This is a genomic window from Microbulbifer epialgicus (assembly GCF_041447265.1).
In the GTDB taxonomy this organism is placed as follows: Bacteria; Pseudomonadota; Gammaproteobacteria; order Pseudomonadales; family Cellvibrionaceae; genus Microbulbifer; species Microbulbifer epialgicus.
Genome location: NZ_JBGMEK010000013.1, coordinates 56,542 through 80,188 on the forward strand (window position 1 = coordinate 56,542; position 23,647 = coordinate 80,188).

The following is a 23,647-nucleotide window of genomic DNA, read 5'->3' on the forward strand; positions in this document are numbered from 1 at the left end:
ATCTGGCGGGCAAGCCCTTGCCCGCCGCATATGGGATTTGTAAACTTGTGCGCCTGCACTGAGGGAATTTCCGTGAACCACACTGTCCCCACAACAAGCAGCTGGCGATGGCGCCGCTGATCCACTGAGGCCAAGTCGGTAGTTGCTACCATTTCGGCCGCCTTTCCCGTGGGCGCTATCTATATTCGAGCGTCAACCTGAAAAACGCAAAACAGACCGGAGTCTTTATGACCCCAAGCGAATACGCCCAACTAGTGTCGGTGGGCTATAACCGTATACCGGTGGTACGCCGAGTACTGGCCGATATTGAAACCCCCCTGTCCACCTACCTGAAACTTGCTGCGGGGCGCTACAGCTACTTGCTCGAATCTGTACAAGGGGGAGAGAAGTGGGGGCGATACTCTATTATCGGCTTGCCGGCACGGACGCTGCTGAGGGTCCGGGGAAATGAAGTCACCGTTGAGCGGGATGGCGAAGTAGTGGAGAGCCACACTTCACAGGACCCGCTCGCGTTTGTGGAAGAGTTTCAGCAGCGCTATCGGGTGCCAGAGCTGCCCAATCTGCCGCGTTTTAATGGCGGCCTTGTTGGCTATTTCGGCTACGATTGCGTGCGCTATATAGAGCCCCGCCTGGCTCGCAGTATGCCCCAGGACACTCTAGGCAATCCGGATATCCTGTTGATGGTCAGCGATGAATTGGTTGTCTTTGATAACCTTGCCGGTGCGGTCATTTTTATCGTGCATGCGGACCCCCAGCATGCCGATGCCTATAAGTATGCCCAACAACGCCTGGATGAGTTGGTGGGTCGCCTGGCACAGCCATTGCCTGATACGGTGCCCCTGGACCTGGATGGCAAAGGTATTGAGGAGAGCGCATTCCACTCTCATTTCGGTGAGAATAACTTCAAGCGGGCCGTGGATCGGGTCAAGGAATATGTTCTGGCTGGGGATGTTATGCAGGTGGTGCCATCGCAGCGCCTATCCGCCCCCTTCGATGCACCACCGCTGAACTTCTATCGCGCCCTGCGTAGTTTGAACCCCTCGCCGTATATGTATTTCCTCGACCTGGGGGACCACCAAGTGGTGGGGTCAAGCCCAGAGATTCTGGTGCGTCTGGAGGAGGGTGAAATGACCGTGCGTCCCCTAGCAGGCACTCGTCGTCGCGGCGACTCTGAGGAGGAAGACCGGGCGCTGGAGAGAGAGTTGCTAGCCGACCCCAAGGAGCGGGCTGAGCACCTGATGTTGATTGACTTGGGGCGCAACGATGTTGGGCGTGTGGCTGCTACTGGTAGTGTGCGAGTAACTGAGCAGATGGTTGTAGAGCGCTACTCCCATGTGATGCACATCACCTCCAATGTGACTGGCCATATTCGCGAAGGGTTCACTGGGATGGATGCGTTACGTGCTGCTCTGCCGGCGGGTACCCTGTCCGGCGCGCCGAAGATCCGTGCTATGGAAATTATTGATGAACTGGAGCCGGAGAAGCGTGGTATCTATGGTGGTGCAGTGGGTTATTTGGCATGGAATGGCAATATGGATACCGCCATCGCGATTCGCACGGCTGTGATCAAAGATGGTCAATTATTTATCCAGGCCGGTGCAGGTCTGGTAGCAGATTCTGACCCCCAGTCCGAATGGGATGAAACCATGAACAAAGCCCGCGCACTTTTTCGTGCAGCGGGTATGGCCTTGGCCAGTCGTAGTAAAGAAGTAAAGACCGAGCAAAATGAGCGAAGCTAGTATTCCCCACAAATTAACTCTGGCCGCACGTTGCCAGCGTATAGTCGAGGCGCCCCTGTTTAACCAGGTGATAATCGGCATGATCCTGCTTAATGGTATTGCTGTGGGGCTGGAAACCTCAAATTGGATGGTAGAGCGCTTTGGTACCTTATTGGGAGCTATTAACCAAATGGTATTGGGCGCCTTCATACTCGAAGCTATGGTGAAAATTGCCGCCCAAGGTGGGCGCCCATGGCGCTATTTTGCCAGTGGCTGGAACTGCTTTGATTTCACTATCATCGCCCTTAGCCTGATACCCGCGGCCGGGCCGCTGGCAACCCTGGCGCGTCTTGTGCGAGTACTCAGGGTGCTGCGCTTGGTTTCTGCTTTCCCTGAGTTGCGCACTCTGGTGGATACCCTACTGCGTAGCCTGCCGAGCATGTTCCACATAGCATTGTTGATGGGGATTATTTTTTATATCTATGGGGTGGCCGGCTATTTCCTATTCCACGATGTGGACCCTACCCATTGGCGCAGCCTGCCGATAGCGCTATTGAGCCTGTTCCGCATCGTCACGTTCGAAGATTGGACCGATATTATGTACACGGCCATGGATGCGATGCCTTGGGCCTGGGTCTACTTTATTAGTTTTGTGGTAATGGGCGCCTTTGTCATGATCAACCTGTTTATTGGGGTGGTACTTAACAACTTGGAGGAGGCCAAGTTGAGGCGTATGGATGAGCTGTGCCTGCCGCCCAGCCAAACTGAGATCCTGCGTGAGCTGCGCTCAACCCAGGCGGCTTTGGCGCGCCTGCAAAAACGCATAGAAGCGAATTCCGATTCACCTGAGGCTGTGGGGGCCGGGCAATGATTTTAATGATCGATAACTACGACTCCTTTACCTGGAATGTGGTGCAGTATTTGGAGGAGCTCGGTGCAGAGGTTTTGGTCAAGCGCAACGATGAAATCACTCCCGGTGAAATTGAGCAGTTGGCTCCGGAGAAAATTGTGATTTCACCTGGGCCTTGTACACCCAATGAGGCGGGAATATCCCTGGAGACGATTCGCCGCTTTGCGGGGCGTATTCCGATTTTAGGAATTTGCCTCGGTCACCAGAGTATCGGCCAGGTTTTCGGTGGCAGGGTGGTGCGTGCGGGCCAGGTTATGCATGGAAAAACTTCACCTATAGTGCACAACAATCTGGGGGTGTTTCACGGTCTGTCCAACCCCTTCGAGGCGACGCGCTATCACTCCCTGGTTGTGGAAAAAAGCAGTCTTCCTGAATGCCTTGAGGTTACGGCCTGGACCGAGACAGAAGCCGGAGAGATTGATGAGATTATGGGGCTTCGCCACCGCGAGTTGGCGATAGAGGGTGTGCAATTTCACCCTGAGTCAATTCTCACCATGCATGGCCACGATATGTTGAGGAATTTTCTTGAGTCCTGATATCTAAGGGCAAGTGTCGCGGGGCGTTGGCCCCGATTGAATAAGTTAGCGAGCAGGGCAAAGGGGACACAATGAATATCCAACAAGCCATCGCCAAGCTGGTGGATGGAGAGCACCTCACCCGTGTGGAAATGCGCGAAACGGTAGGTCAGATAATGCGCGGCGAGGCCCAGGAAGCGCAAATAGGTGCGTTACTGATAGCTTTGCGTATTCGCGGTGAAACGGTCGATGAGATTGTCGGCGCGGTGGAAACCATGCGCGAGTTGGCGACCAAAGTAAGGCTGAACCTGGACAATACTGTGGATATCGTCGGTACCGGCGGCGATGGTGCCAACCTTTTTAATGTTTCCAGTGCCAGCAGTTTTGTCGCTGCTGCCGCGGGAGCCAAGGTGGCCAAACATGGCAACCGCTCGGTGTCCTCCAGCAGTGGTTCTGCAGACCTGTTGGAGCGTGCTGGCGTCTATCTGGAGTTGAGTCCCGAGCAGATGGCTCGCTGCGTGGAAACTATTGGGATTGGTTTTATGTTTGCCCCCAGTTTCCACAGCGCAGTGCGCCATGTTGGGCCTGCGCGCAAAGCTTTGGGCCTGCGCACTATTTTCAATTTGCTCGGACCTATGACAAACCCAGCCGGGGTTAAGCGCAAGGTGATCGGTGTTTATGAAAAACGCTATTGTCGCTTGTTGGTAGAGGTTTTACAGCGCCTGGGTTCTGAGCATGTATTGGTAATGCACAGCGATGATGGTCTGGATGAGGCCAGCATTGCTGCAGATACCTATGCGGTGGAACTCAAAGACGGCACCATCAGCGAGTTTACTCTGCGTCCGGAAGACTTTGGTATTGAACGCCGCGATCTGAGCGGCCTGATTGTTTCCGGTTCGGAGGAGTCACTAACGCTAATTCGCGATGCTTTAGGCAAGTGCGAGACCGAGGCTGGACAGAAAGCTGCAGATATTATCGTCCTCAATGCCGGTCTTGCCATTTATGTCAGCGGTGTGGCCACTAGCGCAGAGCAGGGGGTTGCCATGGCGCAGGATGCCATTGCTAGCGGCTTGGCCGCGGAAAAAATAAATGACCTAGCCGCTTTTACCAGTGCCTTTCGTCCTGAGGAAGTGAATTCGTGAGTACACCCACAATTTTAAAAACCATTGTTGAACGTAAGTGGCAGGAAGTGGCTGAACGAAAATCCCAGTGCGGACTGGAAGAAGTGCGACGTCGTGCGTGGGACCAACCTTCTACCCGGGGATTTGTCGATGCCCTGGAGCGCAAACTTTCTGATGGCGAGGCTGCCGTTATTGCGGAACTCAAAAAGGCCTCGCCCAGTAAAGGTGTGATTCGGGAAGACTTTTTGCCAGCAGAAATTGCCACCAGTTATGAAAAGGGTGGGGCTGCATGTCTGTCAGTGCTTACCGATATCGATTTCTTCCAGGGCTCTGATAGCTATTTACAGCAGGCGCGTAAAGCGGTGCGTCTGCCAGTATTGCGCAAGGATTTTACGGTGGATCCCTATCAAGTGTACGAATCCAGAGCGATTGGTGCCGACTGTATCTTGCTTATTGCTGCTTGTCTGGATGACCAGCAGATGTGGGATCTGAATAGCCTGGCACTGGAGCTTGATCTGGATGTGTTGGTAGAAGTGCATAATCGCAAGGAATTGGAGCGTGCATTGGTTCTCCCCAATCGATTAATTGGTATCAACAATCGGAATTTGCACACCTTTGAGGTACACCTGGAAAACACATTTAAGTTGCTTGACCTGATTCCACAGGATCGCATAGTGGTGACTGAAAGTGGAATTCACACCACCGATGATGTTGCGGCCATGCGCGGACACAGCGTCAATACATTCCTGGTGGGAGAGGCGTTTATGCGTGAGAAGGAGCCAGGGCGCAAATTGATGGAGATGTTTAATTGAGCTGTAATAGTTTTATATAGCGGGAATAAAAGGGCGATCAGTGGATCGCCCTTTTATTTGGTATGCGAAGTCGGATTAGCGGGTGCCGTAAACCACCATGGTTTTGCCTTTAACGGATACCAGGCCTTGCTCTTCCAGTGTTTTCAGGACTCGCCCGACCATTTCACGGGAGCAGCCAACGATCCGGCCAATTTCCTGGCGAGTAATTTTAATCTGCATGCCTTCGGGGTGGGTCATCGCATCCGGTTCGTTGCACAGATCCAGCAGGGTGCGCGCTACACGTCCGGTGACGTCAAGGAAGGCCAGATCGCCCACTTTGCGTGTGGTGTTGCGCAGGCGCCCGGCCATTTGTGTTGCCAGCGCGAAAAGGAATTCAGGGTGTTGACGAGTCAGTTCCTGAAACTTGGTATAGGAGATTTCTGCTACTTCACATTCGGTTTTGGTACGCACCCAGGCACTGCGGGTGTCCTGGTCAAACAAGCCCATTTCACCAAAAAAGTCCCCATCATTTAGGTAGGCGACGATCATTTCGCGGCCCTCGTCGTCCTCAATCAAGACAGTGACAGAGCCGCGCATAATGAAATAGAGGGACTCACAGCGGTCGCCAGCATAGATAATCGTGCTCTTGGCCGGGTAGCGACGCCGGTGGCAGTGGGCCAGAAAGTCTTCAATATTGCCGATAGTCATGGGGTCTTCGATAGCAACCGTCACGGATTTATTCCTCATTTTTTGTCTCGTGCTCTATCCCGGCTATAGCAGCTGAGCACTACTGAATTATCGCGCGAAAAAAGAATCCCCAACAGAGGTTGGTCACAGCAAAGTTCCGCATTGTGACCTGTGACACTCTGGCGTCGGTGAGATTGGACTTCAGAGCCGCTCGGACGTTCACCGGCGAGCGCTGAAATTACACTGAAGGACATTTCGCGCGGAGGCGTGGCTGACACTATACCGGAAATAGTAAGTCGTCGGGATAAACTTGTACGGTATGCTAAGCTTCGCGACTTGATTTTTTGCGGGAGTATGATGATGCAGGGCAAGGTAACCTGGGTTAACGATTTAACCTTTGTCGGTGAGGCTGGCAGCGGTAATTCGGTGGTCATGGAAGGTGGGCGTACAAACAATGGCGTTCGCCCCATGGAAATGATTCTGCTCGGTGTCGGTGGTTGCGCTGCTTACGATGTGGTTTCCATTTTACAAAAAGCACGCCAGGACATTATTTCCTGTCATTGTGAACTGAATGGAGTGCGCCCTGATACGACACCGTCGCCATTTGAGCGTATCGAAATGGAATTTGTAGTGCGTGGCCGTGGGTTAAAAGAATCTCATGTAGCGCGGGCGGTGGAGCTGTCTGCAGATAAATACTGCTCAGCTTCTATTATGCTGCGAAATGCAGGCGTGGAAATAGTACACAGCTATCGTGTTGAAGAGGCATAGGGATGTGTTTTTAATCGGTCTGGGCATGGCAGACTGGTGATTGCTGCCGCCCAATACCCAGCCGATTAATTCACTGGGCTACAGCCACCACCCAGTGAATTTCCATTAGAGTTTGTAACAGGCTGAAGTCATTACTTTCGCTACCAGTGACATTGCACCTTTAACCGGAGCCGGGAAGCGTTTGCCTCCTGCCGCCAAGGCCGCATGGGCGTGCTCTTCCTCATCAATCAGCATTTGTTCCACAACCGCGCGACTCTTATTGTCCTGGAGTGGGAGCTGCTGCAAATGACTTCGCAAGTGTTTACAAACCCGCTCTTCTGTCGCGGCGACAAACCCAAGACTAATGCGGTCGCTAACTTTGCCAGCGGCGGCACCTAAGCCAAAAGATAGTCCGTACCAGAGGGGGTTAAGTAGGCTGGGACGACTGTCCAGCTCCTTCAGTCGCTGCTCACACCAGGCCAAGTGGTCAATTTCCTCATCTGCAGCGCGTTCCATCTCACCGCGCACCTCAGGTAGCTTCGCGGTAAGGGCCTGCCCTTGGTACAGGGCTTGGGCACATACTTCACCGCTGTGGTTGACGCGCATAAGACCGGCTGCGTGTTTGCGCTCAGTATCACTCAGCTCTGTTTCAGCTTCGCTTTTCGCCGGGGAAGGACGCCGGTGGCAGGGCTCGCCTGGGCTCAAAGTGCGTAGGGCACGATCTGCCTGGATCAGCAGGCGGTCGAGCCCGCTCAGGTTGCGTTCACTCATATTCTACTGCTCCGCTGTTACGGCGACTGCTGGGACAGTCGCCGTGAGTGGCTTTTACTGATTTTCGCCAGTAGTGGCCTCTTCTCTTTCGACCGCGCGATAACCGATGTCTTTGCGATAAAATACACCATCCCAATAGATAGCGCGTGCGGCCTCATAGGCGTTGGCTTGCGCATCGGCAACGCTGTCGCCCAGTGCTGTTGCACAGAGTACACGCCCACCATTGGTCACTACTCGGTCGCCGTCCTCTGCGGTGCCGGCATGGAAAACTTTGGCGTTGTCATTGTCTGCCTTTTCCAAACCACTGATGGCATCGCCTTTGCGGTAACTGCCGGGGTAGCCATTAGCTGCGAGTACGACACCAAGGGCGGGGCGTGAATCCCACTCGGCGGTAACGCTGTCCAGTTTCTTGTCCAAAGCGGCCAGGCACAGGTCGACCAAGTCCGACTTGAGACGCATCATAATAGGTTGGGTCTCAGGATCGCCAAATCGACAATTGTATTCGATTACCCGCGGGGCGCCCTCAGGGTCTATCATCAGGCCAGCGTAGAGAAAACCGGTGTAGGGGGTGCCTTCCGCAGCTAACCCTTTCACTGTAGGCTCTATCACTTCTCGCATAATGCGCTGATTGATGCTGTCGGTTACCACCGGAGCGGGTGAGTATGCGCCCATGCCGCCGGTATTGGGGCCGGTATCGCCATCGCCAACGCGTTTGTGGTCCTGGCTGGTGGCCATTGGCAGGATGTTTTCCCCGTCTACCATCACGATAAAGCTGGCTTCCTCGCCCTGTAGAAACTCTTCTATTACTACACGACAGCCGGCGTCGCCAAAAGAATTGCCGGACAACATATCACGCACAGCCAGTTCGGCCTGCTGCTCCGTTTCCGCAACGATTACACCTTTGCCTGCGGCGAGGCCATCAGCCTTTACAACGATGGGCGCGCCGCGCTCGCGGATATACTCAATTGCTGGTTCTATTTCAGTGAAGTTGCAATAGGCTGCGGTGGGAATTTTGTGGCGCTCGAGAAAGTCCTTGGTGAAGGCTTTGGAGCCCTCCAGCTGGGCAGCGCCCTTACTGGGGCCAAAGGCGGCGAGACCGCGACCGTTGAAGAAATCCACGATGCCTTCAACCAGTGGGGCTTCGGGGCCTACGATAGTGAGTTCTACACCATTTTCCTCGGCAAAATCGGCTAAGGCGGGGAAGTTGTCAACGCCAATAGCCACATTTTGCAGCTTTTCTTCGCGTGCGGTACCGGCGTTGCCTGGAGCTACGAACACAGTATCCACAGTTGGGTTTTGCGCGGCTTTCCAAGCCAGTGCATGTTCGCGGCCGCCAGAGCCGATGATCAATACATTCATTCTTTTCAATCCCCCTAAGTCGACCGCTTGGGTCCAATGGATAGCTATCAAGTGCGCTAGTTTAACTCGGAATCAGTGCGGGGCGGAGTTCTGTCCCCCGAAGCTGTCGCCACGCCGTAGCGGTGGCGGTGCTAGCTTAGTGGCGGAAGTGGCGCATGCCGGTAAATACCATAGCCATATTGTGCTCGTCCGCTGCGGCGATCACTTCTTCATCGCGCATGGAACCGCCGGGCTGGATGACCGCCTGGATTCCGACAGCGGCGGCGTTATCGATACCGTCGCGGAAGGGGAAGAAGGCATCGGAAGCCATAACGGACCCTGCAACGGCGAGGCCGGCGTGCTCGGCCTTGATTGCGGCGATGCGTGCGGAGTTTACGCGGCTCATCTGGCCTGCGCCTACACCCACAGTGCGACCGTCTTTGCCGTATACGATGGCATTGGATTTTACGAACTTGGCCACTTTCCAGGTAAACAGCAGATCGCGGATTTCTTCTTCAGTGGGCTGGCGCTTGGAGACTACTTTCAGGTCGGAAGCGGTGATCAGGCCGTCGTCGCGGTCCTGAACCAGCAGGCCGCTATTAACGCGCTTGTAGTCCAGTGCCGGGGTGCGCTCGCTGCTCCACTGGCCGCATACCAGCAGGCGCAGGTTCTTCTTCTCGGCAACGGCCTGTTTGGCCTCTTCGGAGACTGACGGTGCGATGATGACTTCAACAAACTGTCGCTCGACGATAGCGCGGGCAGTGGTGCCATCCAGCTCGCGGTTGAAGGCGATGATACCGCCAAAGGCGGATTCGCTGTCGGTAGCGAAGGCCAGGTCGTAGGCCTTGCCAATATCTTCAGCGATCGCCACACCACAGGGGTTGGCGTGTTTAACGATCACGCAAGCGGGTTGCTCAAAGGACTTAGCGCACTCCAGCGCGGCATCGGTATCGGCGATATTGTTGTAGGACAGCTCTTTTCCCTGCAGTTGGGTGGCAGTGGAAATGCTGGCCTCAGCCGGGTTGGCTTCGGTATAGAAAGCGGATTTCTGGTGCGGGTTCTCACCGTAGCGCAGATCCAGTTTCTTGATAAATTGGCTGTTGTAAGTGCGCGGGAACAGCTGCTTTTCTTCGCCTTTAATGGCGCCCAGGTAATTGGCGATAGCGCCGTCATAGCCCGCCGTGTGCTCGAACGCTTTTACCGCCAGGTCAAAGCGGCTGGAGTGGCTCAAGGCACCATCCTTAGCTTTCATTTCTTCGATGATATTGTCGTAATCGCTGGCATTGACCACGATAGTGACATCTTTGTGGTTCTTGGCGGCAGCGCGAACCATGGTGGGGCCGCCGATATCGATATTCTCGATAGCGTCTTCGAGGGAGCAGTCGGGCTTGGCAACGGTTTGAGCGAAGGGGTAGAGGTTAACCACCACCATATCGATCGGGGTGATACCGTGCTCGCCCATGATCGCATCATCGGTACCACGGCGTCCCAGAATGCCGCCGTGTACTTTCGGGTGCAGGGTTTTGACACGGCCGTCCATCATTTCGGGGAAGCCGGTGTAGTCGGAAACTTCTACCACGGGAATACCCGCTCCCTTGAGCTGGCGGTGGGTTCCGCCGGTGGAAAGAATCTCAACCCCCATTGCGGAGAGCTGTTGAGCGAACTCTACAATGCCACTCTTGTCAGAGACACTAATTAGAGCGCGGCGGATGGAAACCTTGTCTGTCATTGCACTTGATCCAACTGGTTTTCGAAAAGGATGTTTAAAGGGTTTTAGCGGTTGTCCACTGTGGCAACAAAAATGCTGCCGGGAAAATAGCGAAGGGGGATGAGTTACCTCATCCCCCTTCAAAATTTCGTTCGGTGGGAAGCTTACAGCAGGCCGTAGCGCTTCAGCTTCTTGCGCAGGGTGCCACGGTTGAGACCCAGTAATTGCGCGGCGCGGGTCTGGTTGTGGCGGGTGTATTTCATCACCACTTCGAGCATGGGCGCTTCGATCTCCGACAGCACCATGTCGTAGACATCGGTTACCATCTGGCCATCCAGGTGGCGGAAGTAGTTCTCCATTGCGTGCTCAACGGCATCGCGCAGGGACTGCTGCTGTGGCTGTGCCAGTTGAGTCTGTCCCCTGGAGGATACTTCTTCATTGCCAGTATCCGGAATCAATACTTCGTTATTCATGCCGCTTGTGCCCCTCTCGTTATTCGGCGTTCAAACCACTCGTGAACGCTGGCATGTTGTACTTCTGCGCTCTCTATTTGGAAAAAGGTCTTGCGGAAGGACTCGCTATCCGCGAGCGTCTTCAAGTACCAGCCCACATGTTTGCGAGCGATACGGACCCCCATCACCTCACCGTAGAATCGGTGTAGTTCGCCCAAATGGGCGAGCAAAATATTCCTGACTTCATCCAATGTCGGTTCGGGTAGCCGCTCGCCAGTGGCGAGATAGTGGGCTATTTCCCGAAAAATCCATGGTCGTCCCTGTGCTGCACGGCCAATCATGACCGCCGATGCGCCAGTGTAATCGAGCACCTCTCGGGCTCTCTCTGCACTGGTTATGTCGCCATTGGCAAATACCGGGATCTTCACCCTGGATACAATTTCGGCAATGGTATCGAATTCAGCCCGTCCGTGGTAGCCACAGGCGCGAGTGCGGCCGTGGACTGCCAGAGCGGCGATCCCGGAACCCTCGGCCATTTTGGCTATAGTGACGCCATTGCGGGACTCCGGACACCAACCAGTGCGGATCTTCAGGGTCACCGGGACGGAAACAGACTGAACCACGGCTTCAAGAATGTCCGCTACCAGTTTTTCATCCCGCAACAGGGCTGACCCAGCTGCTTTCTTACACACCTTTTTTGCCGGGCAGCCCATATTGATATCGATGATTTGCGCACCTCGACGCACATTTTCCCGAGCGGCTTGCGCCATCATCTCGGGGTCACCACCAGCGATTTGTACCGATATCGGTGCCGCTTCTCCACCGTGGTCCAGACGCAATCGTGACTTGCGACTGTTCCACAGGCGGGTGTCTGAGGTCACCATTTCCGATACCACCAAGCCAGCGCCGAGCTCTCGGCAAAGCTGGCGGAAAGGGCGGTCGGTGACTCCGGCCATGGGCGCCAGAATTACCGGGTTGTCGATAATATAGGGGCCTATGGCGGCGGACACTCTAGCTCCAATTGGGCTGTGGAAGGGCATCTTGAGCCCCGGCAAAAGAGCCGCCTATGATAGCGGCTGGCCCGATAATGGCAAAGCGAAAAAGCGGGCAATTTGATCGAACACTATCCGTTTAGCCTGCGGAATGTGCAATTTATGTGGCTTTATGTGCCAGATTGCCGCTTTTTCTTGGCGAGTGACTATTTCTCAGCGGGTGATCTTCATCTCATAATTCACTGCTTCGGCGCCTGGATCTACCACCTCAATAGCAATATGTATAGGGCTGTCCTGGGGCATCAGCTTGCGCCCGGCCAGCTCTCCCTGCAGATACTCTTCTGGAGAAAATCGGCGGCTTGCCACTTCACGGTTCTTGAGGTCACTGAAATTCAGCAGCAAGTTTGGGAAGGGCTGAGAGTAATCAGCGGTATTGACTAATACGGCATCCACTACCAGCGCGCCCTCCAGCTGAGGATGGCTGCGCACCATCAGGTTGGTGGCCTGGATGGCGTTCAGGTCTCGGAGCTGGGGTAGGCGGCAGTCGAACAGTGGGCATGCGGAGGCATAGATATTGCGCCAGGGCTGTTTTTTACTGAGGGTGTCAAACTGGAAGTAAGCGATTTGGGCCAGTAATGTGGTGGTCAGCAGGGGTAACAACAGCCACCAGAGCCAGGAGGGTAAGACTTTCTTTTGTGGTGTCACTCCCCAGGACATTTCCAAGGGGGCGGGCTGGATGGCGGATATCAATTGTTCCCGCTCGGGTTCTACCTGAGAATCCGGATTAGTCTCTGCGCTGGAGGCAAAGAAGGGTTCACGACGTCCATTGGCGACACTGGCTTGGGGGGGCAAAGTTTCTTGTGTTGAGAGATCGAGAGCAATAGTCGGTGCAGGATCGAGTGCCTCTGTCGCTGTAGCTTGTGACTCAAGGGATTGTTCCCAGGGATCGCGGTTCTCGAAGTTATCGCCGTACAAGGATGTATTGGAATTATCATCGTTATTATTTACCGAACGGTGATCGAAATCGGGGATATCATTCCAGTCTGGTTTGAGGACAGACTCCAGATCTTCTTCGGGCTCCTCGCGAACAGCCTCCTCCTGCAGTTCCTGCCACTCATTGTCGCCGAAGGCGTCACCGATCAGTGAATTGGAGCCCCGCTCCTCGTCAGCGCTTTGGACGTTTTCTGCCTCCACCGCTTGAGGGTGCTTTTCCACCTTTTCTTCTTTCGCAACTGGAGAAGGTTCCAGCTGCTTGGGCGGGGCCGGCTCCTCGTCACCCAGTTCGATATCATCGTGGATTAGGAAGTCGTCATCTTCCAGCAGAGCTTCCAGGTCACTGCGGTTATTGTCGCTCTCGTCAGTAAAGACGATATTTTCATCGGCGCGAAAAACCTGCAGGCAGGAGCCACAACGCACTGCACCGCGGGCAGCGCGCAATTGCTGGTCGTTGATATGGAAAGAGGTGCTGCAGTGGGGGCAGCGGGTTACCAGTTGAGACATTCGGCTATGGCGCAGTTTATTTTGCAGTCAAGTTTATCAGTCTGCCCGGCCCCCGCGTAGTGGTGGTTGGCCTATTTAACGAATACGGGTTCCGTTCAAGCGTACCCAGTCTTCGTGCTCCCCGTCTTCATCAAATTCGATGTTTTGTGCATAGGCGGCTTTTACTTGCTCAGCCTGGGAAACAAGAATGCCGGAAAGGCAGATACGCCCGCCGACCTTGGTCAGTTTAATCAGCTCGGTGGCGAGTTCCACCAGGGGGCCGGCGAGGATGTTCGCCAGCATTACATCCACGCTTTCCTGTGGCATCTGCTCGGGCAGGTACACAGGAAAACGCTTTGGATCTATACCATTGCGTTTGGCGTTATCGCGGCTCGCGATCAGGGCCTGGGGATCAATATCGGTGCCTATAGCACGTTCAGCACCCAGCAGCAGGGTGCCGATACCAAGGATGCCGGAACCGCAGCCAAAGTCGATAACGCTTTTGCCCTGCAAGGGTTCCTGAGCCAGCCATTGCAGGCAGAGGTATGTGGTGGGGTGGGTGCCGGTGCCGAAGGCGAGGCCGGGATCCAACAGCAGGTTGACCGATTCCGGATGAGGCGGCTCGCACCAACTGGGACAAATCCATAAGTTGTCGCCGCACTGGATCGGCTTGTAGTGCGTCATCCACTCCCGCTCCCAGTCCTTATCCTCCAGTTGCTCCCAGCGAACGTTGGGAAGCAGCTCGCATAGATAGGAGGCCGCTTTGGCTTCGGTGACGGCGGTATCGATTTCGGCATCGAACAGGCCGGTTACGCGGGTCTGCTCCCATAAGGGCACTTCGCCAAGGCCGGGTTCGAGAATAGGCTGGTCTGCGTTGTCCTGCAGAGTGACGGAGACAGCACCGGCAAATAGCAGTGCGTTTTCAATTTTTTCCGCTTGTGCACGATCGGTATCGACACGGAGTTGTAGCCAGGGCATAGAGGTTCCGTAATGAGTAACTGCTGTGGTGGGTGGGAATCCCACCCAAATCCCTGCGACGGTAATCGCCGTCCATGGCGCCTGAATCCGTCGTCTGATGCAATTCTCTCCAACTTTACCCCGGCTGGCGAGGGTTAGAGTCCCAGCTTTTTCTCCAGGTAGTGAATATTAACCCCGCCTTTGGTAAAGGCCTCATCCCGAACCAACTCTTCCTGCAGGGGGATATTGGTCTTGATGCCATCAATCACCAACTCGGAAAGAGCTACACGCATACGCGCGAGGGCGGTATCGCGGTCCTCCGCGTAGGTGATTACCTTGGCGATCATCGAATCGTAATTAGGTGGCACGGAATAACCGGAGTAAAGGTGGGAGTCCACGCGCACGCCGAGGCCGCCGGGCATATGGAAATTGTTCACTTTGCCGGGGCTTGGGAAGAGGGTTTGCGGGTCTTCTGCGTTGATTCGGCATTCGAAGGCATGGCCGCGAATCACAATATCTTCCTGTTTTAGAGAGAGTTTCTCGCCGGCGCAGACGCGGATTTGCTCCTTGATCAAGTCCACGCCAGTCACCATTTCGGTGACTGGGTGCTCCACCTGGATACGGGTGTTCATCTCGATAAAGTAGAAACGTTCGTTCTCGTAGAGGAATTCGAAGGTGCCAGCACCGCGATAGCCGATATCGATACAAGCCTGCACACAGGAATCCAGCACCTGTTTGCGTACGGCATCGGGGATGCCGGGGGCTGGAGCTTCCTCCAAAACCTTTTGATGGCGGCGCTGCAGTGAGCAGTCTCGGTCACCCAGATGTATGGCATTTCCCTGGCCGTCGGACATTACCTGAATTTCCACATGACGCGGATTTTGCAGGAATTTCTCCATATACACAGTGCCGTCGCCGAAAGCAGCTTGGGCTTCGGACTTGGTGACGGCAATGGCGTTGACCAGATTTTCTGGGCTCTCTACTACACGCATACCGCGACCCCCGCCGCCAGCAGCGGCCTTGATGATAACGGGGTAACCGATATTCTGCGCGATCTCCAGGCAGCGCTCGCTGTTGTCTGGCAGCGGGCCATCGGAACCGGGCACTGTGGGCACTCCCGCTTTTTTCATTGCGGCGATGGCGGATACTTTGTCACCCATCAGGCGGATCACATCCGGATCCGGGCCGATAAAGGTAAAGCCGCTCTTCTGTACCTGCTCGGCGAAGTCGGCATTTTCAGCCAGGAAGCCGTAGCCCGGGTGGACGGCAACTGCGTCGGTAATCTCCATGGCGGAGATCAGGGCCGGTATATTCAGATAACTCTGCGGGGATGGATTGGGGCCGATGCAGACAGACTCATCTGCCAGGCGCACATGCTTCAAGTTGCGATCCACCAGAGAGTGCACCGCCACAGTGGCGATGCCCATCTCTTTGCAGGCGCGCAAAATTCGCAGGGCAATTTCGCCGCGGTTAGCGATCAGGACTTTGTCGAACATTGTGCCTACCCCGCTCAGACGATGGTCACGAGCGGCTGATCAAACTCTACCGGTTGGCCGTCTTCCAGCAATATGGATTCGATAGTGCCGGCTTTGTCAGCTTCGATCTGGTTCATCATCTTCATCGCTTCAACGATGCAAACTACATCACCGACTTTCACTTGCTGGCCGACTTTCACGAAAGGCTCGGCGCCGGGGCTCGGTGCTGCGTAATAGGTGCCTACCATGGGAGATTTCACCGCATGGCCGCTGACCGCAGGCTTGGATTCCTTTTCAGCTGGCGCAGTGGTCGCACTTGGGGCTGGGGTTGCCGGTGCAGGAGCCGGTACGGCAGGGGCGCTGTACATCGGCATGACCTGCTGGCCTGCGCCACTCACTCCGCGACTGATGCGCACAGATTCCTCGCCTTCCTTGATCTCCAGCTCGCCGATATCCGATTCCTCGAGCAGTTCAATTAGTTTTTTAATTTTGCGGATATCCATAGTTCATTCACTCGCAGGTTTGATTCATTGGTTTCGGGGCGCCATACCCAGTTGGTGTATGGCTGCCTGTATTGCCAGCGTGTAGCTGTGTGGGCCGAAGCCACATACCACACCGCGGGCTATGTCGGATAAGTAAGAGTGGTGCCTGAATTTTTCCCTTGCGTGGGGGTTGGACAGGTGCAATTCGATAAACGGTATGGCAACGGCGGCCAGGGCATCTCGCAGGGCTACACTGGTGTGGGTAAACGCCGCGGGGTTGATCACAATAAAGTCCACATCACTGGTGGCTGCTAAATGAATGCGTCCAATTAGGGCCGATTCGCTGTTGCTCTGCATGGTCTCCAACTCGTACCCTGCCGCGTTGCACTGGCGCTCAGCTGCATCGTTAATTTCCGCGAGGGTGCTGGCACCATAGATGTGTGGCTCGCGTGTTCCGAGCAGGTTGAGGTTGGGGCCGTGCAAGAGGAGAAGTCTAGCCATAATCTGCCTTGGGGAATGTTGCCGAAAAACCACCAAAAGTGGTCTAAAATTGGCTATCTTGCGGACAAACTCGAATATTATGCCTATTTGCCCGAGTGCGTTAGGCGAGTGTGCCGCAAAAGTGACTCCCTGTCCATGCCTGTTCGTCAGTTTATCGAAGTTAGCGGCAGTTCGGCGATATTTGGCTAAAAATTAGCGTAAAATATCCAGATTGTGGCCTTTTTACCCCAGTGAATGGCTACAAAGGCGGAAGTTTCCTCTAAGGGACAGATGATGTGCTGAGCCCGCCCTCTGTGGCGGCCTCAAGCTCCATCAGCAAATCCTCGCGGGAGAGGATCTGTGGCAGGATTTTGGCCTCACCGCCATCCGCGGGATAGAGCAGGTACAGAGGTACGCTGGTACGCCCGTACTTTGTCAGCAGGGCGCTGATATGCGGATCCTGGTTGGTCCAGTCACCCTTCAGTGCCACAATCCCGAGCTGTTCTATGGCAGTGCTAACCGCATCGCTTGACAGCACCACCTTTTCATTGGCGAGGCAGGTAATACACCAAGCTGCGGTCATATTGGCCAATACGGCGCGACCCTCACTGCGTGCGGCCTCCAGTTTTTCTGCTGAATAGGGCTGCCAATAGTCGCTGGCTTGCTGTTGGACCTGAGTTACTGTGCTGAGGCGCGGCAATAGTGTTACTGCGAAAGCCAGCGCGGCAATTGCCACTGTGCCGCGCAGCCAATGCCACTGAGGGCGCGGCCAGAGCCAAAGGGCAAATGCGATGGCGACTGCACCCGTCAGAACCAGGGCAATTCCATCCCCACCGGCCTGGCGACCCAGTACCCACAAAAGCCAAACAGCGGTCAGGTACATGGGGAAGGCCAGCAGTTGTTTGAGGCGATCCATCCACGGGCCTGGTTGGGGCAGTTTTTTAACCAGTCCGGGGATGTAGGTCAGCAAAAGGAAAGGAAATGCCATACCGGCGCCGAGGGCAGCAAATACACTGAGGGCTACGGCTGCAGGCTGGGTTACCGCAAACCCCAGCGCGGACCCCATCAATGGCGCGGTACAGGGGCTCGCCACCAGAGTGGCCAGGGCTCCGGAGGCGATGGAGCCGCGCAGCCCCTGGCTGTTATTCAGGTTGCTGCCGACCCCCATCAGACCGGCGCCAAATTCAGTTACTCCGGACAGGCCCAGGCCCATGATAAAGAACAGGTAGGCTAGTCCTGCCACCAGCCATGGGGACTGTAGCTGGAATCCCCAGCCGATCGCCTCACCTCCGGCGCGCAGCGCTAGCATAACTGCGGCGATGGCAACAAAACTGAGGATCACGCCCGCGGTGTACGCCCAGCCATGATGGTGACGTTGGCTGTCATCCTGCGCCGCCTGGCTCACTGCCAGCAGCTTGATCGAAAGCACCGGAAAAACACAGGGCATCAGGTTTAGCAGTAATCCGCCGGCGAAAGCGAATAACAGGGCCAGGGGCAGGGTAGTAGAGCTGCTGCCAGTACTGGTTCCCTGGGATGGGGTGCTGCCCGACGGATTGGCAGCATTGGAGAAGCCGCCTTCCACGGCCTCTATGCTGCCGTCTGAGGTGTTTACGGTGTAGTGGCGAGTCTGGGGGGGGTAGCACAGTCCCGCGTCCGCACAGCCCTGGTAGTGCAGCTCCAACTGTGCAGCACCAGTAGCATCCTCAAGGGCGATAGCGAACTCTAGCTGGCCGCGATAGACCTCGGTCTCTTTCTCAAAATAGTCATCCCAGATCACTTCGCCACCTGGCAGGTGCAGGGGCAATTCGGTCTTTTGCCCGTTTTCTATGCGGTAAAGGGCAAGCTTGTCACGGTAGAGGTAGTATTCAGGGGCTATTTCAAAAATGGCACTGAGCTGATTACCGCTGAAAAGCAGATCCTGTCGGTAGGCCTCATCCACTGGCAGGAAGGCGTTGTCCTGGGTATTGACGATAGATGCAAAAGGGTTGTCTGGACTCTGAGCCAGGACTTTGGCACCAGACGCAAACAGCAGGATCGCCAACAAGACGAGGAAATTATTTCTGAAACTTTTGGTCATCACAGCCATAGATGAAAAAATTCATTATAGTCGGGCACATAGTTCTGACTGCTGCACCGGACGGGGGTTCAGTTGCGGCAGCAGTATAGCGATGCCGGTGGTACAAAAAAACAACAGCGGGGAATTGCTTTGCCGTCATTTGAACGCCTTCACAGCCTTGGGGTCTGCCTGTTCATGGCCGTATTGCTGGGGGCCTGCAGTGCCAATCAACCAATTCCTCCTCCTGCCAGTCCGCCGCCTAAGAAAACCGGGCCCTCAGCGGAGGAGGTCCGACGGGGCAATGTGACTTTCTTCCTCAAGCGCGCTGAGCTGGCCCTGGGCAAGGGACACCTGACCCAGCCGGCTGGTGCTAGCGCCTATGACTACTATCTGCGAGTTCAGCAGCTCGATCCCGGTAATCGCCGTGCGCAAACCGGCATCCAGACCATTGTGGTCACCTATGTGGAACAGGCCCGCGAGGCTCTGCGTCGTCGTGCATTTGGTGAGGTGCAAACTCTACTCAAGCGCGCGGAGATGCTGGCGCCAGGCAATGCGCTGGTAGCGGAGGTTCGCGAGAGCTTATTACGGGAACGGGGGCGGGCGCGTTTAGATCTGCCAGAGGGGGAGAGTATCGGGCTGCCGACTGCAGAGCTGAATACCAGGTCTGAACGCCTCTCCGGTCAGCTGCAAAAGGTCGCACAGCGAATTCGCAGTGAGCAGTTACGCGTCATAATTGTTGCCAGGGACGATGCCGAGGGACGTTGGGTTTACCAGCAGTTGCGCGCGGCTGTGCCTGGATACCGAGTGCGGGGCAATATCAAGATCGGTAGCCCGGCACGATTACTCCTTGTTAAGCCCAGTGGAGGGGCCCAATGAAAAAACCCGTATTATTCATCTGGATATTAACCGTCAGTGCTCTACTGTCTGTCGGCAAAGTTTACGCCAATGCACCGTCCCTGGAAGTAGAAGGTTATGCCCGCGAGACACCCCCGGGGGCCCCAATGAGTGCGGTGTACTTGTCCCTCCACAATCTGGGCGAACAGAAGCGGCTGCTAGCGGCTGTGGAGCTACCGGGAAATCAGGAGGCAGAAGCCGATCTACACACCACCGAGTACCGTGAGGGCATCAGTCGCATGCGCCCGCTGAAACAAGTGGCAATTGCCGCCGGTGAGAGGCTGCAAATGGCTCCAGGCGGCGTGCACCTGATGATCCGCGGCTTGCGTTTGAGAGCAGGGGACTCATTGCCCTTGCGTCTGGTCTTTACCGACGGCTTCAGCCTGGAGATTCAGGTGCCGGTAGTCGGTCGGGATAAAACAGGGAAGGATCATCACCATCACCATGGCTAAGTCAAGTTAGTTGTTTTTATTGAAGTAAGGGGAAGAAAAATGAAGAAGTTATTGCTGTTTTTTGGGGCAATCATCCTGTCGGCTTGTGCCCACAGCCCACTGCAGATCCAGTTGCATCCGCAAGTGCAGGTTGCAGCAGATTCTATTGGTGCAGGCCGCAGCCTGAGCGTGCGGGGGATCAATGAGCTGCCCGGCGGTGGTCTGGGCTCACTCGGTGGCGTCTATGCAGAGACTTCTCAGGTGAACATCGCTAATGATGCAGGAGAAGCCATTGCCGCTGGCCTGCGCCAAGGCTTTGCCAATTGGTCTTTCCGAATTACCGATACCGCTCCAGAGGCGCAGGTCATCGCGAAGCTGGTGAAGTTGACCTATAACAGCCCCAACAAGGTGTACACCACGACGATAGATACCTCAGCTGAGATTCACCTGGAAGTCAAAATTGGCCCTGCCACTTATTTCGGCACCTATAGCACATCGGGCAAGGACCGTAACTTGGTCAAGCCCAGCCGAGAGGAAGTGCAAACCCGGGTTAATAGTCTGCTAAGTGCGACCATGCAAAGGGTATTCGAGGATGAGAAACTGAAAAATTTCTTGCGTACTCACTTGTGAGTGTGCAACTTAAGTGTCCATCTAGCCATGGCGCAGCAGGGAGGCTAACTAATTGAATAAAATCGGCGATCTTGGTCGGTGGTATCGATCTATGTGCTCAATTTTCAGGGTAAGAGTTTGTTTGGCAATTGTGCTGCGCGCGGCCCTCACAGGACTGATTTTCATCTGATGGAAGTGCGGCTGTGACTCTGTTTGATCCCAAATCCGCCAAATATCTCGGGCCCTTGGCACAGCTGGAGGAGCGCTTGAGCCCCAGTGAGCAAATTAGCCTGCAGGCGGCGGAGGCGGCTCTGGGGGAAATTGCCGATGGTGTGGTAGTCACTGATCCCAAGGGCATTGTTCTCTATGCCAACCCCCTTGTCAGTGAAATGACTGGAGATCTGGTGGGGCTTTTGCCCGGCCAACCCGTCAACGAGGGACTGCCACTTTACGATACTGCCGGAGTACTTCTACCTTTGATAGTGCCGGATGTCCCTGCCCATGAGATACCCAGCACCCGCGAGATCAATGCGTGTATACAAAGGCCCGAGGACACTCGCCCACCTGTAGAGGTTACTGTACAGGTGATGGCGCTCTGGGATGCCGGCACGCTGAAGAACTATGTATTAGTACTGCGAGATACCTCTGCCGCCCGACGGATTTCTACGCGCCTCAGCTGGCAGACCAGCCATGATGCCCTTACTCGCCTACCGAATCGCCAGTATTTTGAGGGCGAGCTGCAGAAGCTTCTGTCTCATTGTATTGATAAGCGACAGCACCACGTGCTGCTCTATTTGGATGTTTATCAGTTCAAGGTGATCAACGACACCCTGGGTTTCGTTGCCGGAGATCAGCTCCTGGTTCAGTTAGTTGCTTTGTTGCAGCGGGATCTGTCCAGTGTGGACCTGTTCGCTAGGGTTGGCAGTGACGAGTTTGCAATCCTGTTGCGGGATTGCACTTTAGAAGAAGGAGGGCGCGTAGTGGCACACCTGCGAGAGTCCGTTCAGGATTTTAACTTCCTCTGGCAAGGTAGTGACAACCGCGTGGCGGTCTCGATTGGTGTAGTGGGCGTTGATCATTTTACTCCTAACGCCAGTCAGCTACTCGCTACCGCTAATGACGCCTGCTGTTCTGCGCGTGAACAGGGGCGCAATCGGGTCAAGCTGTTCGGGGATTCTCGAAAGGCGCTGGAGAAGCGCCGGGAGACTACTTGGGTGGCGGAAATTCACGCGGCCCTGCGGGAAGATCGGCTGATTCTCTATAGACAGCCTGTGGTCTCTCTGAAGGGGGAGCGTCAGGTTCACCATTTCGAGATACTGGTTCGTATGCGCGGTAGAGATGGCGGGGTGATCTCCCCGGGCCTTTTCCTACCGGCGGCGGAACGCTACGGCTTGATAGAAGAGGTCGACCGCTGGGTAATCCGCCGTGTCTTTCTCTATATGGCTCAGGAGCAACGAAGCGGGATTGCCGGCGCTAGTTATGCAATTAATATTTCCGGTATCAGCCTGGGTGATGAGACTTTTGCCGATTTTGTCCTGCAGGAGTTAACCGAAGCGGGAGTGACTCCCTCCCGGGTGCAGTTTGAGATTACCGAGACCAGTGCCATCAACAACCTGGAGCGCGCGCTGATCTTTATTCACAAGTTGCGCGCCGCCGGTTGTAGTTTTGCACTGGACGATTTCGGCCGGGGGGTATCTTCCCTGGCTTACCTGCGTCAGCTACCGGTGGACTACCTTAAGATTGATGGAAGCTTTGTACGCAATATGCTTGAGGACGAGATTGACAGCGCCATGGTCAGCACAATCGATCACCTGGCCAAGCGCATGGGTATCAGCACTATCGCCGAATATGTTGAGAGCCCGGAGTTGATGGAAAAGCTTTGCCAGATGGGAGTGGATTACGCTCAGGGGTTTGGTATTGCAGCGGCTACTGGATTGCCGGAGATCGGAGACTTCCAGGGCCTCTGAGAGTGGCGAGCGGCCGGGCAGCCGCTCTGACTGTATTTTAGATAACGGCAGCGAGTAGTTCAGAGTGCTGCTCCGCCTGCAGGCGCGGGCCATACTGGCTCACTACCTGAGCGGCGGCACGGCATGCCAGCTCTCCAGCTTCGGCGAAGCCCATATCGCGATTGACCCCGTACAGGAAAGCGCCCGCAAACATATCGCCGGCACCATTGGTATCCAGGGCGTGTACTTCCGGACTGGCTACGCGATAGACCTGGTCTCCATCCCATAACAGGGCGCCTTCCGCCCCCAGAGTAATGGCAAAACTGTGGCAGTAATCACGTAGCGCTTCCGCGGCAGCATCCAGGGAATTAGTTCCGGTAAAGCCCAGTGCTTCATCGCGGTTGCAGAATAGCATATCCACGCCGCCACCAATCATTTCCCGCAAGCCTTCGCCGAAGAACTGCACCATGGCAGGGTCGGACAGGCTCAGGGCGGTCTTAACACCCGCTTTCTGTGCCTGCTCGCGCAGGGTGATTGCCGCTTTACGGCCGGTCGCGGAAGAGACCAGGTAGCCCTCGATATAAGCCCAGCGGGAAGATGCCAGAGCTTCACTATCCAGTTCGGCCACGGATAACTGTTCGCTGATGCCCAGATAGGTATTCATACTGCGCTCGGCGTCCGGGGTAATGAGTACCAGACACTTGCCCGTGGTGCCGCCGTCGGCTTCCTGTAGGCTGGTAGGATAGTCGACACCGGCTGCGCTGAGGTTTTTGCGGTAGAAATCGCCGTTGTCATCCGCGGCGACCTTACAGGAATAAAAAGTGTCCAGGCCAAAATAACTGGCAGCAATCACGGTGTTGGCACCGGAGCCGCCACAGGCACGCTTGGCGGTGACGAGATGATCTTGTAGTTCACCTACCAGTTGCTGTTGCTTTGCATCGTCGACCAGGGTCATTATTCCCTTTTCAACACCGAGAGCCGAAAGATCCTTGTCGGATACCTCAATTTCCGTGTCCAGTAGGGCGGCGCCAATGCCGTAGAGATCGTATTGCCTCATATCTTTCCTTTTCGGAGTATTTGTCTAGTTT

The 23,647-nt window shown here is 55.4% G+C and carries 23 protein-coding genes; 10 read left to right on the forward strand and 13 right to left on the reverse strand.

Annotated features, from left to right (window positions below; genetic code table 11):
- Window positions 1–227 precede the first annotated feature (227 nt).
- From trpE to trpC, 5 genes are all read left to right on the forward strand, one after another.
- Window positions 228–1,739, forward strand: a complete 1,512-nt coding sequence (gene trpE / locus ACCI49_RS08210; protein ID WP_371838478.1) for an anthranilate synthase component I — start codon at window positions 228–230, stop codon at window positions 1,737–1,739.
- Window positions 1,726–2,589 (forward strand): ion transporter, encoded by an 864-nt coding sequence (locus ACCI49_RS08215; protein ID WP_371838479.1) that lies wholly within the window; start codon window positions 1,726–1,728, stop codon window positions 2,587–2,589. The genes trpE and ACCI49_RS08215 overlap by 14 nt, the downstream gene beginning before the upstream one ends.
- The gene (locus tag ACCI49_RS08220) at window positions 2,586–3,164 is read left to right on the forward strand and encodes an anthranilate synthase component II (RefSeq protein ID WP_371838480.1); all 579 of its coding nucleotides are present in this window, start codon (window positions 2,586–2,588) and stop codon (window positions 3,162–3,164) included. Before ACCI49_RS08215 ends, ACCI49_RS08220 begins: the two co-directional genes overlap by 4 nt.
- A gap of 71 nt (window positions 3,165–3,235) precedes the next feature.
- On the forward strand, window positions 3,236–4,285 hold the full coding sequence (gene trpD / locus ACCI49_RS08225) for an anthranilate phosphoribosyltransferase (protein WP_371838481.1): 1,050 nt from the start codon (window positions 3,236–3,238) through the stop codon (window positions 4,283–4,285).
- Window positions 4,282–5,076 (forward strand): indole-3-glycerol phosphate synthase TrpC, encoded by a 795-nt coding sequence (gene trpC, locus ACCI49_RS08230; RefSeq protein ID WP_371838482.1) that lies wholly within the window; start codon window positions 4,282–4,284, stop codon window positions 5,074–5,076. The genes trpD and trpC overlap by 4 nt, the downstream gene beginning before the upstream one ends.
- 75 nt (window positions 5,077–5,151) lie before the next feature.
- Here trpC and crp read toward each other — a convergent pair whose 3' ends face one another.
- The gene (gene crp / locus ACCI49_RS08235) at window positions 5,152–5,787 is read right to left on the reverse strand and encodes a cAMP-activated global transcriptional regulator CRP (protein ID WP_020411500.1); all 636 of its coding nucleotides are present in this window, start codon (window positions 5,785–5,787) and stop codon (window positions 5,152–5,154) included.
- 315 nt (window positions 5,788–6,102) lie between these two features.
- Here crp and ACCI49_RS08240 point away from each other — a divergent pair, with 315 nt between their 5' ends.
- Entirely contained in the window at window positions 6,103–6,510 is a 408-nt protein-coding gene (locus tag ACCI49_RS08240) for an OsmC family protein (protein ID WP_371838483.1), read from the forward strand.
- A gap of 105 nt (window positions 6,511–6,615) precedes the next feature.
- Here the strand turns inward: ACCI49_RS08240 and coq7 are convergent, their stop codons facing one another.
- From coq7 to ACCI49_RS08295, 11 genes are all read right to left on the reverse strand, one after another.
- Entirely contained in the window at window positions 6,616–7,260 is a 645-nt protein-coding gene (gene coq7, locus ACCI49_RS08245) for a 2-polyprenyl-3-methyl-6-methoxy-1,4-benzoquinone monooxygenase (protein WP_371838484.1), read from the reverse strand.
- Window positions 7,261–7,314: 54 nt separating this feature from the next.
- A complete protein-coding gene (gene purD, locus ACCI49_RS08250; RefSeq protein WP_371838485.1) occupies window positions 7,315–8,619 on the reverse strand; it encodes a phosphoribosylamine--glycine ligase in 1,305 nt (434 codons plus the stop codon).
- A gap of 136 nt (window positions 8,620–8,755) precedes the next feature.
- Entirely contained in the window at window positions 8,756–10,327 is a 1,572-nt protein-coding gene (purH, locus tag ACCI49_RS08255; protein ID WP_371838486.1) for a bifunctional phosphoribosylaminoimidazolecarboxamide formyltransferase/IMP cyclohydrolase, read from the reverse strand.
- Between the two features lie 143 nt (window positions 10,328–10,470).
- On the reverse strand, window positions 10,471–10,779 hold the full coding sequence (gene fis / locus ACCI49_RS08260; RefSeq protein ID WP_020411495.1) for a DNA-binding transcriptional regulator Fis: 309 nt from the start codon (window positions 10,777–10,779) through the stop codon (window positions 10,471–10,473).
- Window positions 10,776–11,768, reverse strand: coding sequence for a tRNA dihydrouridine synthase DusB (dusB, locus tag ACCI49_RS08265; protein WP_371838487.1), 993 nt, complete (start codon window positions 11,766–11,768; stop codon window positions 10,776–10,778). Before dusB ends, fis begins: the two co-directional genes overlap by 4 nt.
- A 195-nt stretch (window positions 11,769–11,963) precedes the next feature.
- Window positions 11,964–13,250 carry a DUF3426 domain-containing protein gene (locus ACCI49_RS08270; protein WP_371838488.1) on the reverse strand — a complete coding sequence of 429 codons (1,287 nt, stop codon included), beginning with the start codon at window positions 13,248–13,250 and terminating at the stop codon, window positions 11,964–11,966.
- A gap of 75 nt (window positions 13,251–13,325) precedes the next feature.
- The gene (gene prmA, locus ACCI49_RS08275) at window positions 13,326–14,207 is read right to left on the reverse strand and encodes a 50S ribosomal protein L11 methyltransferase (RefSeq protein ID WP_371838489.1); all 882 of its coding nucleotides are present in this window, start codon (window positions 14,205–14,207) and stop codon (window positions 13,326–13,328) included.
- Between the two features lie 134 nt (window positions 14,208–14,341).
- The gene (gene accC, locus ACCI49_RS08280) at window positions 14,342–15,682 is read right to left on the reverse strand and encodes an acetyl-CoA carboxylase biotin carboxylase subunit (protein WP_371838490.1); all 1,341 of its coding nucleotides are present in this window, start codon (window positions 15,680–15,682) and stop codon (window positions 14,342–14,344) included.
- Window positions 15,683–15,696: 14 nt separating this feature from the next.
- Window positions 15,697–16,164: an acetyl-CoA carboxylase biotin carboxyl carrier protein gene (accB, locus tag ACCI49_RS08285; RefSeq protein WP_371838491.1), complete on the reverse strand. Its 468-nt coding sequence runs from the start codon at window positions 16,162–16,164 to the stop codon at window positions 15,697–15,699.
- Between the two features lie 24 nt (window positions 16,165–16,188).
- Complete coding sequence (gene aroQ / locus ACCI49_RS08290) at window positions 16,189–16,644, reverse strand: type II 3-dehydroquinate dehydratase (protein WP_371838492.1); 456 nt, start codon at window positions 16,642–16,644, stop codon at window positions 16,189–16,191.
- Window positions 16,645–16,903: 259 nt separating this feature from the next.
- On the reverse strand, window positions 16,904–18,700 hold the full coding sequence (locus ACCI49_RS08295) for a protein-disulfide reductase DsbD family protein (RefSeq protein WP_371838493.1): 1,797 nt from the start codon (window positions 18,698–18,700) through the stop codon (window positions 16,904–16,906).
- Window positions 18,701–18,772: 72 nt separating this feature from the next.
- Here ACCI49_RS08295 and ACCI49_RS08300 point away from each other — a divergent pair, with 72 nt between their 5' ends.
- From ACCI49_RS08300 to ACCI49_RS08315, 4 genes are all read left to right on the forward strand, one after another.
- The gene (locus tag ACCI49_RS08300) at window positions 18,773–19,555 is read left to right on the forward strand and encodes an N-acetylglucosaminyltransferase (protein WP_371838494.1); all 783 of its coding nucleotides are present in this window, start codon (window positions 18,773–18,775) and stop codon (window positions 19,553–19,555) included.
- Window positions 19,552–20,025, forward strand: coding sequence for a copper chaperone PCu(A)C (locus ACCI49_RS08305; protein ID WP_371838495.1), 474 nt, complete (start codon window positions 19,552–19,554; stop codon window positions 20,023–20,025). Before ACCI49_RS08300 ends, ACCI49_RS08305 begins: the two co-directional genes overlap by 4 nt.
- A 39-nt stretch (window positions 20,026–20,064) precedes the next feature.
- Window positions 20,065–20,634 (forward strand): YajG family lipoprotein, encoded by a 570-nt coding sequence (locus ACCI49_RS08310; protein WP_371838496.1) that lies wholly within the window; start codon window positions 20,065–20,067, stop codon window positions 20,632–20,634.
- Window positions 20,635–20,816: 182 nt separating this feature from the next.
- Entirely contained in the window at window positions 20,817–22,580 is a 1,764-nt protein-coding gene (locus ACCI49_RS08315) for an EAL domain-containing protein (RefSeq protein ID WP_371838497.1), read from the forward strand.
- A 37-nt stretch (window positions 22,581–22,617) separates the two neighbouring features.
- On the opposite strand, the gene ACCI49_RS08320 is transcribed toward ACCI49_RS08315, so the two are convergent.
- Window positions 22,618–23,616: an adenosine kinase gene (locus ACCI49_RS08320; RefSeq protein ID WP_371838498.1), complete on the reverse strand. Its 999-nt coding sequence runs from the start codon at window positions 23,614–23,616 to the stop codon at window positions 22,618–22,620.
- Between the last annotated feature and the right edge of the window lie 31 nt (window positions 23,617–23,647).

Excerpts from the sequence above, each read along its gene's own strand:
- purH (WP_371838486.1), bottom strand. The coding sequence starts at position 10,327 with ATGACAGACAAGGTTTCCATCCGCCGCGCTCTAATTAGTGTCTCTGAC.
- ACCI49_RS08295 (WP_371838493.1), bottom strand. The coding sequence starts at position 18,700 with ATGACCAAAAGTTTCAGAAATAATTTCCTCGTCTTGTTGGCGATCCTG.
- accB (WP_371838491.1), bottom strand. The coding sequence starts at position 16,164 with ATGGATATCCGCAAAATTAAAAAACTAATTGAACTGCTCGAGGAATCG.
- purD (WP_371838485.1), bottom strand. The coding sequence starts at position 8,619 with ATGAATGTATTGATCATCGGCTCTGGCGGCCGCGAACATGCACTGGCT.
- prmA (WP_371838489.1), bottom strand. The coding sequence starts at position 14,207 with ATGCCCTGGCTACAACTCCGTGTCGATACCGATCGTGCACAAGCGGAA.
- aroQ (WP_371838492.1), bottom strand. The coding sequence starts at position 16,644 with ATGGCTAGACTTCTCCTCTTGCACGGCCCCAACCTCAACCTGCTCGGA.
- trpE (WP_371838478.1), top strand. The coding sequence starts at position 228 with ATGACCCCAAGCGAATACGCCCAACTAGTGTCGGTGGGCTATAACCGT.
- coq7 (WP_371838484.1), bottom strand. The coding sequence starts at position 7,260 with ATGAGTGAACGCAACCTGAGCGGGCTCGACCGCCTGCTGATCCAGGCA.
- ACCI49_RS08310 (WP_371838496.1), top strand. The coding sequence starts at position 20,065 with ATGAAGAAGTTATTGCTGTTTTTTGGGGCAATCATCCTGTCGGCTTGT.
- trpD (WP_371838481.1), top strand. The coding sequence starts at position 3,236 with ATGAATATCCAACAAGCCATCGCCAAGCTGGTGGATGGAGAGCACCTC.
- fis (WP_020411495.1), bottom strand. The coding sequence starts at position 10,779 with ATGAATAACGAAGTATTGATTCCGGATACTGGCAATGAAGAAGTATCC.
- accC (WP_371838490.1), bottom strand. The coding sequence starts at position 15,682 with ATGTTCGACAAAGTCCTGATCGCTAACCGCGGCGAAATTGCCCTGCGA.
- ACCI49_RS08305 (WP_371838495.1), top strand. The coding sequence starts at position 19,552 with ATGAAAAAACCCGTATTATTCATCTGGATATTAACCGTCAGTGCTCTA.
- ACCI49_RS08220 (WP_371838480.1), top strand. The coding sequence starts at position 2,586 with ATGATTTTAATGATCGATAACTACGACTCCTTTACCTGGAATGTGGTG.
- ACCI49_RS08240 (WP_371838483.1), top strand. The coding sequence starts at position 6,103 with ATGCAGGGCAAGGTAACCTGGGTTAACGATTTAACCTTTGTCGGTGAG.
- ACCI49_RS08215 (WP_371838479.1), top strand. The coding sequence starts at position 1,726 with ATGAGCGAAGCTAGTATTCCCCACAAATTAACTCTGGCCGCACGTTGC.
- ACCI49_RS08320 (WP_371838498.1), bottom strand. The coding sequence starts at position 23,616 with ATGAGGCAATACGATCTCTACGGCATTGGCGCCGCCCTACTGGACACG.
- ACCI49_RS08270 (WP_371838488.1), bottom strand. The coding sequence starts at position 13,250 with ATGTCTCAACTGGTAACCCGCTGCCCCCACTGCAGCACCTCTTTCCAT.